Below are 15,169 nucleotides of genomic sequence, written 5' to 3'. Positions count from 1 at the left end.
CGCCACCACGTAGAAGATCACGAGCGTGGCGCCGTCGGCGCGCTGTTGCGTCAGTCGTCTTTCGTCGGCCATGCCGGTTTCGGAGGCTTGGGCGCGGGGATGATGACGGTCTTCTGGTGGGCGTTCGGCACGCCCTGGGGCGGCCGCGCGGCCTGGCCGTTGCCGTTCGGCTGCGGTCGCGCCGCGGGGGCGTGCGACGGCACGGGCGGCGGCGCGGGGGAGTCCACCTCGGACTCCGGCTCGTCGCCGGTCTCGTCGTTCTTGCGCCTGCGCATCCGGTTCATGATCGAGTCGGCGGCGAACGTCGACGCGATCGTCAGCAGCAGCAGCACGACGGTGGCCGCGCCCACGTACCGGACCTTGCCGCCGATCTTGGCCGACGCCGTGGTCGGCTTCACCAGGATCTGGGCGGTGATGAACGTCTGCTCGGGCGCGTTCAACGCCTTCTGCTGCGCGGCGAGCTCGTTCACCGTCTTCTCGAGCACCTTGCCGACGAGGCCCTCCGCCGACTCGGCCGAGTCGGCCTCGGTCGAGATGAACAGCAGCGGACCGCCGACGGGACCGGTGTTCGCGGTGTAGGTGGCCGTCGATCCCTTGCCCGCCAGCTCTTCCGCGGTCTTCGGGTCGCCCAGCACCTGCGTCAGGATCTGCGCGGTGGTCGTGAGGCTGCCGTCGAACTGCAGCAGCGGGTTGACCTTCACCACGTCCTCGGGCTTGGTCTTCTCCGAGTACCGGCCGCCGGCGGCGGGGGAGGTGAGGACCAGCACGCCGCTCGACTCGTACCGCGTGGGAACGGTGACGTAGACGTACAGGGCGAGGACGCCGGTGAGCAGCACTGCGGGCACGGCGATGTACCACCGCCGCCGCAGCACTCGTACGGTGCCCCAGAAGTCCATCAAAATCCCCGATCCGCGGCTCGGTCTTGCGAACGCACTGTCCGCAGGGTATCGCCCACCAGGAAAATCGGGGTGAGCCGCCAACTGTTACAGCCGGTAGCGCGGCGGCGATGAAGGAGAGGAGTCCAGGAGGCAGAATGCGTGTGCGACGACTGGCCGTGTCGGTGGCGGCCATCCTCGTTGTGATCGGCGGTACGGCGGCTTATGTCATGTCGGCCGCGACCGACGCGAAGCAGCCGGCCGGCGCGGAGGCCGTGTCGCAGGCCAAGACCGGCGACCTGCTGTTCGTCGACCTCGCCGGGGGGCAGAACCGCGTCGAGAAGCTCGCCGAGGGCGGTGCGCGCACCCCCACGGACCTCGCCTGCCAGCGGTTCTACACCTCCGCGGGCACGAGCGTCTGCCTCAAGCTCTCCGGTCCAGGCCCCTCCTACGCCGCCGAGATCAGCCGCGACGGCAAGCCGGTGAAGACCGTCCCGCTGCCCGGCATCCCGAGCCGCGCGAAGGTCTCGAAGTCCGGCAACATCGTCTCCTGGACCAGTTTCGTCACCGGCGACTCGTACTCCGTGCCCGGCGGTTTCTCCACCCGGACGGGGTTCTTCGACATCCGCACGGGGGAGACCGTCGAGTCGATCGAACACTTCGCGGCCACAGTGGAGGGTGCCCCGCTCACCGCGAGTGACGCCAACTACTGGGGTCTGACCGTCGGGGAGAACGACCTCACGTTCTACGCCACCCTGGCGAGTGGCGGATTCACCTGGTTGGTGAAGGGGGACCTCGTGAGCAAGTCCGTCACGTCGCTGCGCCGCGATGCCGAGTGTCCCTCGCTTTCGCCGGACGGCACGAAGGTCGCCTACAAGAAGCGCATCGGCCGCCTCGGGCCGTGGGACCTCGCGGTGCTCGACCTCACCACGAACGAGGAGAAGCGGCTGCCGGGCACGGCGGGCATCGACGACCAGACGACGTGGCTCAGCGACACCGAGGTCGCCTTCGCCGCGGTGCCCAAGGACGCGCGGCTGCCCGCCGTTCACATCGCCCCCGCCGACGGCTCGAAGCCCGCCGAGGTCCTGATCCCGGACGCCACCTCGCCCTCGCCCGTGACGTAGCCGCAGGTCACGTGGCGAGCTCGCGGCCGAGCACCTTCTCCAGCTCGAGTCCTGCCGCATCCCAGGAACGTCCCTCCACACTGGACGCGGCCGCGCGGGCGGTCGCGTCGAAGTCCGGCGATGTGACCACTTCGGACAAAGCACGCGCCAGTGAGTGCGGGGTGGGTGCCGCGTACCGGACGTGGTCGTTGTCCAGGACTACGCGGTTGAAGTGCGCGTCGTTCACCACGGGGACGCATCCGGCGGCGAGCATCTCGTGCGGCACCAGGGAGACGTTGGTCATCGACAGCGACAACCCGGCGAAGCAGCGGTTGTAGATCGCGTTCAGGTCGTCGGGGGTGACCAGGCCGTGGTCGACGAACTGCGGCCCGAGCTGCCCGATCTTCTCGCCGTAGACGTGGATCTTGAGGTCCGGGTGCCGCTCGGCGAACAGCTCCAGCGCGAGCAGGCCGAGCTCGAACGCGCGCCGCGGCGCCTTGCGCCGGGCGTAGAAGACGATGCCGTCGCGCTCCTGGCCCTGCAGCGAGTACCGGTCGGCGTCGCAGCCGAAGTCGAAGTGGTCGGCCGGCATGCCGTGCTCGTCGAGGACCTTGTCGGCGAGGAACCGGCCGGCGGTGAAGCCGTGCATGCCCATCCGGTAGGTGTTCTCGGCCAGCGTGTACAGGCCGCCCTGCGGGTAGAACCACGGCTCGTAGTCCTGCACGAGGTAGAACCTCTTGCCCTGGCACGGGTCGTTGAACGCCGGGTAGGCGGTGATCCACGCCGTCGCGAACACCGCGTGCGCGTCGGCCATGCCGTCCGCCACGTCGTGGATCGAGCCGCGGAAGAACGGGAACGCCTCGCGGATGCCGGGTTCGAGGTCGGCGACCGTGTTGCCGAACGTGTCGTACAGGTAGAGCTTGCAGGTGTGGCCGACCGACTCCAGGTGCCGGATGAGCCGGAACATCGTGGTGTGGCCGCCGGAGCCCTTGGACGGAGGAGTGGTCACCCAGTTGACCGTCAGCCGGCCACCGGGCGGGACCGGCGGGATCCGCACGGGCTTGCGCTCGTCGACGTCGGCGCGGCGCACGTCCTCCAGGCGGACGGGCATGTCCTCGCCCTCGACGCCGAGCCGGCGGGACGCGGCGGTGAGCAGCCGGGCGCCGAGCTGCTTCGCACCCTGCTCCCGGACGATCTTCGTGACCTGCCTCAGGCGTCTCACGCGTTGGCCCTCTTCTTCAGCACGGCAAGGACTTCGTGTCTCATCGGGAACACCACGAGCGCGTAGGCCAGGCACGACAGCGCGCCGCCCACGAGGATCTGCAGCACCTCGCTGTCGATCGCGTACCGCACCCCGAGCACCACGGCGACCATCAGCACGCCGCCGAGGAACGGGCGCAGCAGCCGTGCGCCGAGAGCGCCGGCGCGGATGCCGTACGGCTTGAACGTGACGAGGTACGCGGGCGTGATGACGAGGACGGCGACGATCACGTGCGCCGCCGCGACCCCGCGGATGCCGTCGAGGTGCGCTCCCAGCGCCAGCAGCGGCACGAGCGCGCCCAGCCACACCAGGTGGATCCACAGGATCGCCTTGGACCGGCCGGCGGACGCCAGGAAGTCGTAGCCGAGCTCCAGCGCCACCCGCACCGCGCCGAGCAGCACCAGCAACGCCAGGGCGGTCGCCGCGGGGGCCCAGCGCTCGCCGTAGACGACGCGGATGAGCGGCTCGGCCAGTGCCGCCAGCAACACGCACGCGGGCACCGTGACGAGCGCCAGGAGCCCCAGCGCGCGCCCGAACGCCTTCTGGAACAGCTCGGGGTCCTCGCGGACCTTCGAGAACGCGGCCAGCGACACGCTGCGCACCGGCGCGGAGAACGCCGCCACCGGCCAGCTCGCGAGGTTGAACGCCAGCAGGTAGAAGCCCAGCGGCACCGTGCCGAGGATCGCGCCGACGACGATGTAGTCGACGTTCATCACGCCGAAGATCAGCAGGCTCGACCCGGCGAGCGGCAGGCCGAACCGGAGCAGCTCGCCCGCCTGCTCACGGTTCCAGCCGGGCCGGAACCGGTCCTTCGTGAGCCAGAACATGATGACCGCGGCCGACAGGTTCTGCGCGATCCGCTGCCAGGCGAGGCTCCACGCGCCGAACCCCATCAGCGCGAGCACGACGGCGACGGCGGTTCCCGCCACGAACGCGGCGGTGTCGGCGTAGAACTTGTGGTCCTGCCGGAAGTTGCGCTGCATCATCGCGCCCGGCACGGCGGTCGCTCCGGCGATGACCAGTGCGACGGACATCAGCTGGATGACACCGGTCGCCTCGGGCGCGTCCATGGCGCCGGAGAACCACGGCGCGCCGACGACGCAGATCAACGCGAGCAGACCGCCCGACGCGAGCGACAGCGTCGTGACGGTCGGCGCCATCTCCTCGACCGGCTCGTTCGTGCGGACCAGCGCCGCGCTGACGCCGAGCTCGGAGACGCTCAGGACGATGTTGAGCACGACGAGGGCGACCGCGAAGACGCCGAACTGCTCGGGGGCGATCAGCCGGGCCAGCAGGATGCTGATGCCGACGGCGGCGAGCCGTTGCAGGAGGGAGTTGATCGCGCTCCAGCGGATCGCCGACGACACCCTGCCTTCGAGCTGTCCCTTGTCCTGGTCGACCGTGCTCACCACTCGCCCTGCCACTTCCACCGCTGGGTCCCGACCCACAGCTTCGCCCTCTTGAAGGCGTGCGGGGCGAGGAAGAGTTGCGTGCGACTGAGGAACGAGGGGCTGAACCTCTGGCGTCGCAGCAGAGCGCGGTACTCGGGCAGCTCCTCGAGGCCGGGGTAGGTCTCCCTGGCGAAGTCGAGGAGCTCCTTCTCCGTGCCGTCGAGCTGGTCGCGGTCGTGCAGGCGGACCGCCCGCCACAGCGCGTCGCCCGCGATGGCCTTGCGCGCCAACGTCTTCAAGCGCGCCGGCAGGCCGGGGTTCTGCTCCACGACGAGGTCGAACACGTCACGCCGCTGTTCGAGGTCGGCGAACACCGACTTGAACGTCGTGCGCATCATGGAGTTCTCGTGCACCCGGTAGTACGCGCCCGGCTTGCCGCTGACGTACCCGATGTCCGACACGGCCGCGATCCGCAGCCACATCTCCAGGTCGCCCGCGTGGGGGAGGTCCGAGCGGTAGCCGCCGACCTGCTGCTGGACCTTCGTGCGCACCACGACCTCCGGCGAGGAGATCACGTTGCGGCTGCTGCGGAAGCGGTTCTCGATCCACTCCTCGCCGCGCCAGACCTTCGACGTCGTCGGCAGCTGTGCGACTTTGGGCAACGCGTCGTGGTCGCTGTAGTACACGACGCGTCCGTAGACCATGCCCACGCCGGGGTTCTGCTCGAAGACCGCGGCCGCGCGCTGCAACGCTCCCGGCGCCAGCAGGTCGTCGGCGGACAGCAGCACCGTGTAGTCGGCGGTCGCCCAGTCGAGCAGGCCCTCGTTGTAGGTGGCGATGTGCCCCTTGTTCACCTCGTGCCGGTACCCCTCGACGCGCTTGTCGGCGGCCATCAGCTCGGCCATCACCTCGGGCGTGTTGTCCGATGACGTGTCGTCGATCACAAGCACCCGCACGTCCACGCCGGGCTGGTCCAGGACGCTGCGGACACAGGCGGGCAGGAAATGGGCGTAGTTGTAGCAGGGGATCACGACATCCACCGTGGGGAGCGTTGGCACAACCTGGGTATCGGTCTGCGCGCGCATTCGTTAGCGGAACGTTTTGGGTCCATCAGGCGATGTAGGCGATGACCGGAGTAAGGGGAGTCATGGCCGACCACGTCATCCTGACGCGCTTCAACCTGCCTTCGAAGGGCGCCGAAAGTTACGTCCGGGCAAAGGAAGGATGGCTGACCGAACGCGTTGCGCTGTTCGAGCGCTACTGCCTGCCATCGGTTCTGGCGCAGACGGACGAACGGACGCGTTGGCTCATCTATTTCGACCCCGAATCACCGCAATGGCTCAAGGACAGAATCGCCTCGCACGGTGACGCGTACACGCCCGTTTACCGCGCGGAAGTGTCGCGGGAAGAGCTGAGATCGGACATCCGGTCGCTTTTCTCGCGCACCGGTTCCGAGCTGATCACCACGAACCTCGACAACGACGACGGTCTCGCCGTCGACTTCGTGGAACGCCTCTGCGCCGCACCCCGCCCGACCACGACGGCGGCGTACTACCTGGTCAACGGTCTGATCAAGTCGCCGGGCGGCCTCTACCACCGCGTCGACCGGCACAACGCGTTCGTGTCGGTCCGCGAGTCGTGGGACGAGCCCGTGACGTGCTGGGCGCACTGGCACAACCAGATGCACCTGCACTTCCCCGTCGTGGAGCTGGGCGGCGCGCCGGCGTGGCTCCAGGTCGTGCACGGCGGCAACGTCTCCAACCGCACGCGCGGCCGTCTCGTCTCGCCGGAGCCCTACAGGGCGGCGTTCGGCGACTCGCTCGACGACGTGACCGCTCCGGGTGTCGTGGCGAAGGCGCAGGACCGGCTGGTGGACCAGCCGATCCGGTTCATGCGCGACTCCGGCCGCGTGGCCGCGAAGAACGCGGCCATGAAGGTGCTGGGCAAGAACGGCTTCGAGACGATCAAGCAGAAGCTGGCTGCTCGCGGTTGAGTCCGTAGCTGGCGATCAGCGTCACGGTGAGCGCTGCCAGCGCCACCGTGACGCCGACCGAGATGCTCGTGTACTGCAGGAGCAGTCCAAAAGCGACGGACGACACGAGACGTCCGAGTGCCTGACCTGTCTGCACGACGCTCAGCCCGGACGCCCGCAGCGACTCCGGCGCCGTCTCGCTCACCTTGGCCGACAGCACGCCGTCGGTGGCCGCGTAGAACAACCCGTGCAGCAACAGGGCCGCGATCGCGATCCCCATCCCGCCTTCCGGGATGAACAGCAACGCGTACACGCCCAGCAACAGCGCGTGTCCACAGAGGAACATCCGCCAGCGCCCGACCCTGTCCGACAGCTTCCCGAGCGGCGCGGCGGCCGCGAGGAAGACGACCGCCGTGCCGAGCGGGAGCAGGGGCAGGTAGCCCAGCGAGATGTTCGTGGCCTTCTGCACCAGCACGTAGACGAACGCGTCGGACACCGTCGCGAGCCCGAGCAGGCCGGCCGCGATGGTCGTGCGGCGGAACTGCCGGTCGGTGAGCAGGTTGAGACCCGCGCGGAACGACGGCCGCGGCCCCTTCGGCTTCTCGGCCTTCGGCTCCCGCACGAACGACACCAGCACGATCAGCCCGACGACCGCGAACGCCGCCGACACCGCGAAGATCGGTCCCGGCACCATGCCGATCTGGGCGAGCAGCACGAACGTGATGAGCGGCCCCAGCAGCGCGCCGACCGTGTCCATGCTGCGGTGCACGCCGAACGCCGCGCCGAGCCGGTCCTCCGGGGTGGCGAGCGAGATCATCGCGTCGCGGGGCGCGGTGCGGATGCCCTTGCCGGCCCGGTCGGCGGCTATCAGCGTGCCGATGCCGAACGGCGACGCGCCCACCAGCGGGAACAGCAGCTTGGTCGCCGCCGACAGCCCGTAGCCCGCGGCCGCGACGGCCTTGGGCTTGCGGAACTTGTCCGAGACACCGCCGCCGACCAGCCGCAGCACGGCCGTGGCACCCGTGTAGATGCCGTCGAGCAGGCCGAACTGCGCGTAGCCGAGCTGGAGCGTGAAGAGCAGGTACACGGGCAGGAACGCCGTGATCATCTCGGCGGAGACGTCGGTCAGCAGGCTGACCGTGCCGAGCGCGAAGACGGTGCCCGGCAACCGCTTGCGGAAGTCGGTCTTGGAGGGGCGCGACGAGGCGACGTACATGAGATGACCTACCAGCTGAGCGTTTGGTGCCAGACCTCCAGCGACAGCAGCGTCCAGATGCGCGGCTGCTCGTTGCGGTCACCCGAGTCGTGGTCGTCGAGCAGCGACCTCACCGCGGCCCGGTCGAAGGTCTTGCCCACGAACGACGTGGGCCCGGTCAGCAGGTCGTACGCCATGTCCCGCAGGCCGTCGCGGAACCAGGCGTCCAACGGCACCTTGAATCCCGACTTCGGCCGGTCGACGACGTCGGCGGGCAGGTGCTTGCGCGCGACCTCCTTCACGACCCACTTGGTCGTGCCGCCGCGCACCTTGACGCTGCTCGGCAGCGCGAACGCGAGCTCCGCCACCCGGTGGTCCAGGAACGGCGGCCGCAGCTCCAGCGACGCCGCCATCGACATGCGGTCGCCGCGCTCCAGGAGGTTGTCGGCGAGCCACGTGTGCGAGTCGGCGTAGAGCATGCGCCGCAACGCGTCCCCGCGCCCGTTCTCGTACGGGGCCAGCACGGACCTCGACGCGGGTCCGCCCAGCAGCTCCGCGCGCTCGGCCACCGTGAAGGGCGCGAACCAGCCGCGCATGCGTTCGGCGTAGGACGGCTCGGCGATGGCACGCAGGGCGATGCCCAGGCGTGCCTTGGAGGCGGGGAGCGCCTTCTCCAGGCGTTTCAGCGCGAACGACGGCGCGGCGCCGGCCAGGCGGGTGGCCTGGGCGAAGCGGTACTTGGGGTAGCCGCCGAACAGCTCGTCGCTGCCCTCGCCGGACAGCACGACCTTCACGTCCCGGCGCGCGAGCTCGGCCAGGCGGAACACGGCCACGTCGGCGGGTTCGGACAGCGGCGCGTCGCGGTGCCAGGACAGCTTCGCCCAGCTGTCGCGGAAGTCGTCGGCCGTCACGATCACGTTGTGGTGCCGGCTGCCGACGATGCCCGCGACCTTCTCGGCCCAGTGGATCTCGTCGACGCGCGGGTCGCCGAAGCCCGCGGAGAACGTGTGCAGCTCCGCGTCACCGCGTTCCCGCGCTACCAGTGCCGTGATCAACGACGAGTCGACGCCGCCGGACAGGTACGCCCCGACCGGCACGTCCGCCACCAGGGCGTCGCGCACGGAGGCCGTGAGCGCCTCGTCGACCAGCCGCACGGCCTCCTCGGGCGTCACGGACCGGATCTCCGACTCGCGCGGCAGCTCCCAGTACGCCTCGGTCCGCACCTCGCCCGACGCCGTGACGACCAGGTGGTGGCCCTGCGGCACCTTCCGGACGCCGCGCACGAGCGTGTACGGCGCCGGGACGGACCGGTGCGCCAGGTAGTCGTGCAGCGACTCCTGGTCGACCTCCGCCGCGCCGATCGCCGGCAGCAGCGCCTTGATCTCCGACGCGAACGCGAACATCGCCGAGTCCGCGTAGTAGTACAGCGGCAGGATGCCCAGCCGGTCGCGGAACAGGTGCGTCTCGCGCGTCGCCTCGTCGTGGATCGCGTAGGCGAACTGACCGCGCAGCTTCGCCACCGCCGCCGGCCCGTGCTGCTCGTACAGGGCCAGCAGCACCTCGGTGTCGCCGTTCGTGCGGAACGGGTACGCGAGGTCGGTGCGCAGCTGCCGGTAGTTGAGGATCTCGCCGTTGAACGCGATCGTGGTCGTGCCGGACGCGCCCGCCATCGGCTGCGGCGAACCCGCCAGGTCGATGATCGAGAGCCGGGTGTGGGCGAAGCCGATCGGCCCGTCCGACCAGAAGCCGCTGTCGTCCGGGCCGCGGTGGTGCAGCCGCTTCGCCATCTCGGCGAGCAGCTCGCGGGAGACGGGCGCGCCGTCGAACCGTCTGACGCCTGCGATTCCGCACATGGGTTACCGGTCCTCGGCGAGCTGCATCAGTTCACGGGCACGGGAGTCCCACGACGCGGTCAGGACGGCCGCGCGGCGTTCGGCGGGGGTCTTCAGGCCGCCGTCCTTGAGGGTGAGCCGGATCCGGTCGATGAAGTCGGCCTCGCCGGACGCGATCCTGATCACGTCGGCGTACCGCTCGACCTCGGGGAAGTCCGTGGACACCACGGCCAGGCCGAGGGCCAGGTACTCCTTCATCTTGATCGGGTTGGCGTGCTTGATCCAGTCGTTGTCGAGCCACGGCATCAGCGCCACGTCGAAGCCGGAGCCGTAGCCGGGAATGTCCTCGTAGGACCGGAAGTCGAGCCAGTGGACGTTCGGGTACTTCGCGTAGCGCTCCATCGAGCAGGTGGCGTCGCCGATCAGCACGACCGACGCGTCGGGGAACTCCTGAGCGACCTTCTCGATGAGGTCGAAGTCCACGAGGTAGTCGTCGAGGCTGCCGAAGAACCCGATGCGCGGGCCGGGGATCGACGCGATGTCCGCGGGCAGCTCGGTGCGGCGGGTGAAGTGGTCGACGTCCACTCCGTGGTCGAGGAAGTGCGCACGGTCACCGGTCAGCGCGGACTCCTCGTCCTGCAACGCCCGTGAGACGTAGAGCACGGTGTCCGAATTGGACAGCAGCTGGTTCTCGAGCCCGGCGATCGTGCCCTGGTCGGCCTCGGGGAACGCCGAGTGCCGGTCGGAGCGGTTGAAGACCAGGCCCTTGGTCTTCATGGGCTGCACGACGTCCCAGGCGGTGGGGATCGTGGCGACGACGACGGGCGTGCCCATCCGGAGGAAGAAGCACACCGCGCGGACCTGAGTCCTGACCAGGACTGAGTTCAGCTTGCGCAGCCACGGCTTGCCGTAGAACGGCAGGGGAGCGGGCGTCATCACGTAGAAGTTCGGCGTCTCGGGGATCGGCTGCCGCACGAGCATCGCGACGCTCTTGGCCTTGCGCAGGATCCGGCGCAGGAACTGCGTGCTCTTGCCCGGCGACGGCATGCGCAGGCCGATGCTGTTGACCAGCAACACCTTGCGGTGCTTCGCGACCCGGCGCAGGAGCTGGAAGTCCGAGTGCGCCCGGTTGTGGTACCACCAGTCCTGCGCGCTGAAGCACAGGTAGCTGGGGCCCTCGGAGGCCACCTCCTCCGGCCAGCGCCGCATCCCGAACAGTCCCTTCAACGCGGTGCGGTGCTTCGGCGAACGCGCGCGAAGCCCTTCGTTCACGACCATCGCGAGCCACATCAGGAACCCGGCGAACCGGCCGTGCAGCTCGCGGTGCAGGCGGACCTTGTTCGACGTGAGCATCGACCACAGGCGGGCGTTCGTGGAGACCTCGCCGCCGATGTGCGTGACCGTCGCCCGCGGCTCGAACCACACGCCGCCGGCCCGCAGCATGTAGTCGGTCTCCTCCGAGTAGAGGAAGTACCGCTCGTCCAGGAGGCCGTGCTGCTCGATGGTCTCCCTGGTGATCAGCCAGGCGCAGCCCGTGGCCCAGTCCGCGGCGTGCGCGCCCTGGTAGGCGACGGAAGCGGTCACCGTCTCACCCAGGCCGATCCGGCCGGCTCGGCCACCACCGGCCACCGCCTCCGCGAACGCGCCCGCGACGCTCGGCCTGCGGCGCAGCGAGTGCGACAGCGCGCCGCTCTCGTCGACCACACGGGGAACGGTGATGGGCTTGTTCGCCGCACGGAGTGTCTCGACGGCTCCGGAGTGCAACCGGATGTCCGCGTTCAGCACGAGGACGTCGTGCCCCTCCGCGGCTTTGATGCCCGCATTCACACCGGCGGCGAATCCACCGTTGACGGGACTGCGCAGGATTTCCACGCCGGGGCGAGTGGCGGCCGCCACAGTTCCGTCGGTGGAAGCGTTGTCGACGACGATGACCCTGACGTCGCCGGGCAGCGAGTCGAGGCATCCGCCGATGACCTGTTCGCTCTGGTACGTGACGATGACCACCGCGACAGGTGACCGCTCCACAACCGCTCCTAGTTTTTGGGCCTGTGCCCGCTACATCGAGCGTTTCGGAACCTCCGTTACGAAGTGCGGCGCGGCTGTAACCGTTTGGCCCCCGGGAACGAGAACAAAGGCGTGACGTCATCGCCGCACGTGCTGATCATCGTGCAGAACCTCCCCGTGCCGCTGGACCGCCGGGTGTGGCTGGAATGCCGTGCCCTCACCGCCGCCGGGTACGAGGTTTCGGTGATCTGCCCCAAGGGACCGGGTGATCCCGCGTACCAGCTGCTCGACGGAGTGCACCTGTACAAGTACGCTCCGCCGCCGCAGGCCGAGGGTGCGCTGGGCTATGCGTGGGAGTTCCTGTACTGCTGGGTGCGCACGGCGTTGCTGAGCGTGAAGGTCCGCGCCCGCAGGCGGTTCCACGTGCTCCAGGCGTGCAACCCGCCGGACACCTACTGGGCGCTCGCGCTGCTGTGGCGGCTCGGCGGCGTGAAGTTCGTCTTCGACCACCACGACCTCAACCCCGAGGTGTTCCTGTCCCGCTTCGGCGAGCCGAAGGGCGTCGCGGGCAAGCTCCAGTACCGGATCCTGAAGTGGCTGGAGCGCAGGACGTTCCGCACGGCCGACCGGGTGACGTCGACCAACACGTCGTACCAGAAGATCGCGTGGACGCGCGGGTCCGTGCCGCGCGAGCACACCGCCGTCGTGCGCTCGGGCCCGGACACCACCGTGATGCGACCTGTCGAGGGCGTGGACGACCTGCGACGCGGCGGCAAACACCTGGTGGCCTACCTGGGAATCATGGGACCGCAGGACGGCGTCGACGGCGTCCTCGAAGTGGCCCGCAGGGTCGTCTTCGACCGCGGCCGCACGGACGTCCGCTTCGCGCTGCTGGGCTTCGGCGACTGCCTCGAAGACCTGAAACTGCAGGCCAAGGCCTGGGGTCTCGGCCCGTACGTCGAGTTCACCGGACGTGTCGGGCCCGAACAGATCACGCGCTACCTGTCGACCGCGTCGGCCGGACTGGGCCCGGATCCGTTGTCGCCTTTGAACGACGTGTCCACTATGAACAAGACCATGGAGTACATGGCCTACGCGCTGCCGGTCGTCTCGTACCGGCTGACGGAGACCGTGGTGTCCGCCGGCGACTGCGCCGTCTACGTCGAGCCGGGTGACGTCGAGGCGTTCACCACGTCGCTGCTCGACCTGCTGGACGACGCGGAGCGCCGCGCGCGCCTCGGCTTCGAGGGCCGGCGCCGCTGCGAGGCGGAGCTCGACTGGCGCCCGCAGGCCGAGAACTACGTGGCGGTGTTCGACGGGCTCACCGGCTTCGTCTCGCGCGGCCCGTTCCCCGCCGGCAGGCCCGCGCTCGGCGCCGGCACCGACCAGTGGGGCAACAAGATGATCGACGTGAGCGACGACGCCGTGCTCCGCGCGTTCGCCGTGACCCGAACGGGAGAATGATGTTCGTCAGAAGGATCGCCGTCGTCGGCACCGGCTACGTCGGCCTGACCACCGGTGCCTGCCTCGCGTCGCTCGGCCACAGCGTGGTCTGCGCGGACGTCGACGCCGCGAAGGTCGAGCGGCTGTCACGCGGCGAGGTCGACATCCTCGAACCCCGCCTCGCCGAGCTGGTCGCCGAGGGCCTCGCCTCCGGCCGCCTGTCGTTCGTGCTCGGCGCCTCGGCCGCCGTGGCCGACGCCGAGGTCGTCTTCCTCTGCGTGCCGACCCCGATGGGCGTCGGCGGCATCGCGGACCTCGCCGCGGTCGAGTCCGTTGTGGACGAGACGCGCGAGCTGCTGCCGTCCGGCTGCGTGATCGTGAACAAGTCCACCGTGCCCGTCGGCACCGCCGTGCGCACCGCCGAGCTGCTGCGCCGCGACGACGTCGCCGTCGTGTCGAACCCGGAGTTCCTCCGCGAGGGCTCGGCCGTGCACGACTTCCTCAACCCCGACCGGATCGTCGTCGGCTGCGACCAGCAGGACGCCGCCGAACGCGTCGCCGCCCTGTACGCCCGCCTCGGCGCGCCGACGGTGCTGACGGACGCGGCCTCGGCCGAGATGGTCAAGTACGCGGCGAACTGCTTCCTCGCCATGAAGCTCTCGTACGTCAACGCGGTGGCGGAGCTGTGCGAGCGGCTCGGCGCGAACATCACCGACGTCACCGAGGGCATGGGCTACGACAAGCGCATCGGCCAGGCGTTCCTCAACCCCGGTCCGGGCTGGGGCGGTTCGTGCCTGCCCAAGGACACGCACGCCATGCTCCAGGTTGCGGACGCCGCCGACTTCGAGTTCCGGCTGCTGCGCGCCACGATCGACACCAACGAGCGCCAGCGCCAGCGGATGGTCGAGAAGGTCCGCCTCGCCGTCACCGGCAAGCGCGGCGGGTCGCTGTCCCACGTGCGCCTGGGCCTGCTGGGCCTGACGTTCAAGGCGGGCACGGACGACCTGCGCGACTCGCCGGCGCTGGCCGTGGCGGCGATGCTCAAGCAGGCGGGCGCCGAGCTCGTCGGCTACGACCCGGCGCTGCCCGGCGGCCGCGACCTCGGCTCGGTGTCCGTTGTGGACGACCCGTACGTGATGGCCAAGGACGTCGACGCCGTGGTCGTGCTGACCGAGTGGCCGGACTTCCGGTCGCTCGACTGGGCGCGCCTCGCCGGCACCGTGCGCCAGCCGGTCGTCGTCGACATGCGCAACATCCTGGACCCGGACGTCATCCGCCGCGCCGGGTTCACCTGCACGTCGCTCGGCCGTCGCTGAGCCCTGTCGGGACCTCGCCGCGCCCGGTGGGGACGACCGCCGTCGTCCTCACCACCGCGGCAGGTCGGGCCCGCTCGTGGTGATGCCGGCGAAGACGTCGGTCTCCGGCAGCGGCGCGCCCGTGATGTCGACGGCCCGGAAGTAGTGCTCCTGCAACGCGAACGCCCCGTGCACCTGCTGGCTGGCGTGGCACTGCAACGCCTTGCGCTTGACGTCCGCGACCTCGCTGATGTCGATGGTCGTCGACCCGTCCTTGGCCGTCAGGTAGAGCTTGGCCGGGATGCCGGTGCGTTCGATGGCGCTCATCGCCACCCGGTTCGCGTGCATGTGGTCGCGGTGCGTGCTGTAGTGCGTGACCACGACCTGCGGCTGGAAGTACTCGATCAGCGCGGCCAGCCGCCCCGCCGCCACCTCGACGGGGATCGTGCAGAACCCGCCCTCCGGCACCTCGCCGGTCAGCCCGGAGTCGTGGTAGCCCAGCAGTTCGAGGTCGGTGATCCCCAACGCGTCGCAGGCCGCGTACAGCTCGGCCCGCCGATGCGCCGCCACGGCCTTGGGGTGGTGCCCGACCTCACCGGGGGTGGCCCCGTTGGGAGCGTCGTCGAACTCACCGTTGGTGCACGTCACCACCACGGTGCGGGCGCCTTGACGGGCGTAGTGGGCGAGCAAGCCCCCGGTCGACGTCGACTCGTCGCCGGGATGGGCGTGAATCGCGAGCAAGGTTCTCGGTCCTGCGAACTGCACGCGGCGAACGTACCCGGAAACTAATCTCTCGTG

The 15,169-nt window shown here is 69.8% G+C and carries 12 protein-coding genes; 4 read left to right on the top strand and 8 right to left on the bottom strand.

The genetic code is table 11. From position 1 onward, the window contains the following. Positions 1-50 precede the first annotated feature (50 nt). Complete coding sequence (locus VF330_RS29730; protein WP_330855003.1) at positions 51-896, bottom strand: hypothetical protein; 846 nt, start codon at positions 894-896, stop codon at positions 51-53. A 137-nt stretch (positions 897-1,033) separates the two neighbouring features. Between VF330_RS29730 and VF330_RS29725 the strand changes: the two genes are divergently transcribed. Further along, positions 1,034-1,999, top strand: coding sequence for a hypothetical protein (locus VF330_RS29725; RefSeq protein ID WP_330855002.1), 966 nt, complete (start codon positions 1,034-1,036; stop codon positions 1,997-1,999). 7 nt (positions 2,000-2,006) lie between these two features. On the opposite strand, the gene VF330_RS29720 is transcribed toward VF330_RS29725, so the two are convergent. Genes VF330_RS29720 through VF330_RS29710 form a run of 3 tightly spaced genes read right to left on the bottom strand, consistent with a single transcriptional unit; the run spans position 2,007 to position 5,670 of the window. Then, complete coding sequence (locus VF330_RS29720; protein WP_330855001.1) at positions 2,007-3,200, bottom strand: glycosyltransferase family 1 protein; 1,194 nt, start codon at positions 3,198-3,200, stop codon at positions 2,007-2,009. Further along, positions 3,197-4,648, bottom strand: coding sequence for a lipopolysaccharide biosynthesis protein (locus VF330_RS29715; RefSeq protein WP_330855000.1), 1,452 nt, complete (start codon positions 4,646-4,648; stop codon positions 3,197-3,199). Before VF330_RS29715 ends, VF330_RS29720 begins: the two co-directional genes overlap by 4 nt. Next, a complete protein-coding gene (locus tag VF330_RS29710) occupies positions 4,645-5,670 on the bottom strand; it encodes a glycosyltransferase family 2 protein (RefSeq protein WP_330854999.1) in 1,026 nt (341 codons plus the stop codon). The genes VF330_RS29715 and VF330_RS29710 overlap by 4 nt, the downstream gene beginning before the upstream one ends. A 107-nt stretch (positions 5,671-5,777) precedes the next feature. Between VF330_RS29710 and VF330_RS29705 the strand changes: the two genes are divergently transcribed. Beyond that, positions 5,778-6,623: a glycosyltransferase gene (locus VF330_RS29705; RefSeq protein WP_330854998.1), complete on the top strand. Its 846-nt coding sequence runs from the start codon at positions 5,778-5,780 to the stop codon at positions 6,621-6,623. On the opposite strand, the gene VF330_RS29700 is transcribed toward VF330_RS29705, so the two are convergent. From VF330_RS29700 to VF330_RS29690, 3 genes are read right to left on the bottom strand one after another with little or no spacing between them, the layout of a single operon-like run. Beyond that, positions 6,595-7,818, bottom strand: a complete 1,224-nt coding sequence (locus VF330_RS29700; protein WP_330854997.1) for an MFS transporter — start codon at positions 7,816-7,818, stop codon at positions 6,595-6,597. The genes VF330_RS29705 and VF330_RS29700 overlap by 29 nt on opposite strands. Positions 7,819-7,826: 8 nt before the next feature. After that, complete coding sequence (gene asnB / locus VF330_RS29695; protein ID WP_330854996.1) at positions 7,827-9,650, bottom strand: asparagine synthase (glutamine-hydrolyzing); 1,824 nt, start codon at positions 9,648-9,650, stop codon at positions 7,827-7,829. A gap of 3 nt (positions 9,651-9,653) precedes the next feature. Further along, positions 9,654-11,654, bottom strand: a complete 2,001-nt coding sequence (locus VF330_RS29690; protein WP_330854995.1) for a glycosyltransferase — start codon at positions 11,652-11,654, stop codon at positions 9,654-9,656. 111 nt (positions 11,655-11,765) lie between these two features. Here VF330_RS29690 and VF330_RS29685 point away from each other — a divergent pair, with 111 nt between their 5' ends. Both VF330_RS29685 and VF330_RS29680 read left to right on the top strand, forming a co-directional pair. Next, positions 11,766-13,097 carry a glycosyltransferase family 4 protein gene (locus VF330_RS29685; RefSeq protein WP_330854994.1) on the top strand — a complete coding sequence of 444 codons (1,332 nt, stop codon included), beginning with the start codon at positions 11,766-11,768 and terminating at the stop codon, positions 13,095-13,097. Then, entirely contained in the window at positions 13,097-14,392 is a 1,296-nt protein-coding gene (locus VF330_RS29680; protein ID WP_330854993.1) for a UDP-glucose/GDP-mannose dehydrogenase family protein, read from the top strand. The genes VF330_RS29685 and VF330_RS29680 overlap by 1 nt, the downstream gene beginning before the upstream one ends. A gap of 48 nt (positions 14,393-14,440) precedes the next feature. Here VF330_RS29680 and VF330_RS29675 read toward each other — a convergent pair whose 3' ends face one another. Continuing rightward, entirely contained in the window at positions 14,441-15,136 is a 696-nt protein-coding gene (locus VF330_RS29675) for a PIG-L deacetylase family protein (RefSeq protein ID WP_330854992.1), read from the bottom strand. Positions 15,137-15,169: the final 33 nt, after the last annotated feature.

This window comes from Lentzea sp., from assembly GCF_036380075.1.
Lineage (GTDB): Bacteria > Actinomycetota > Actinomycetes > Mycobacteriales > Pseudonocardiaceae > Lentzea.
The sequence above is the reverse complement of the archived record's forward strand: the minus strand, read 5'-3'. Positions and strand labels throughout refer to the sequence as shown.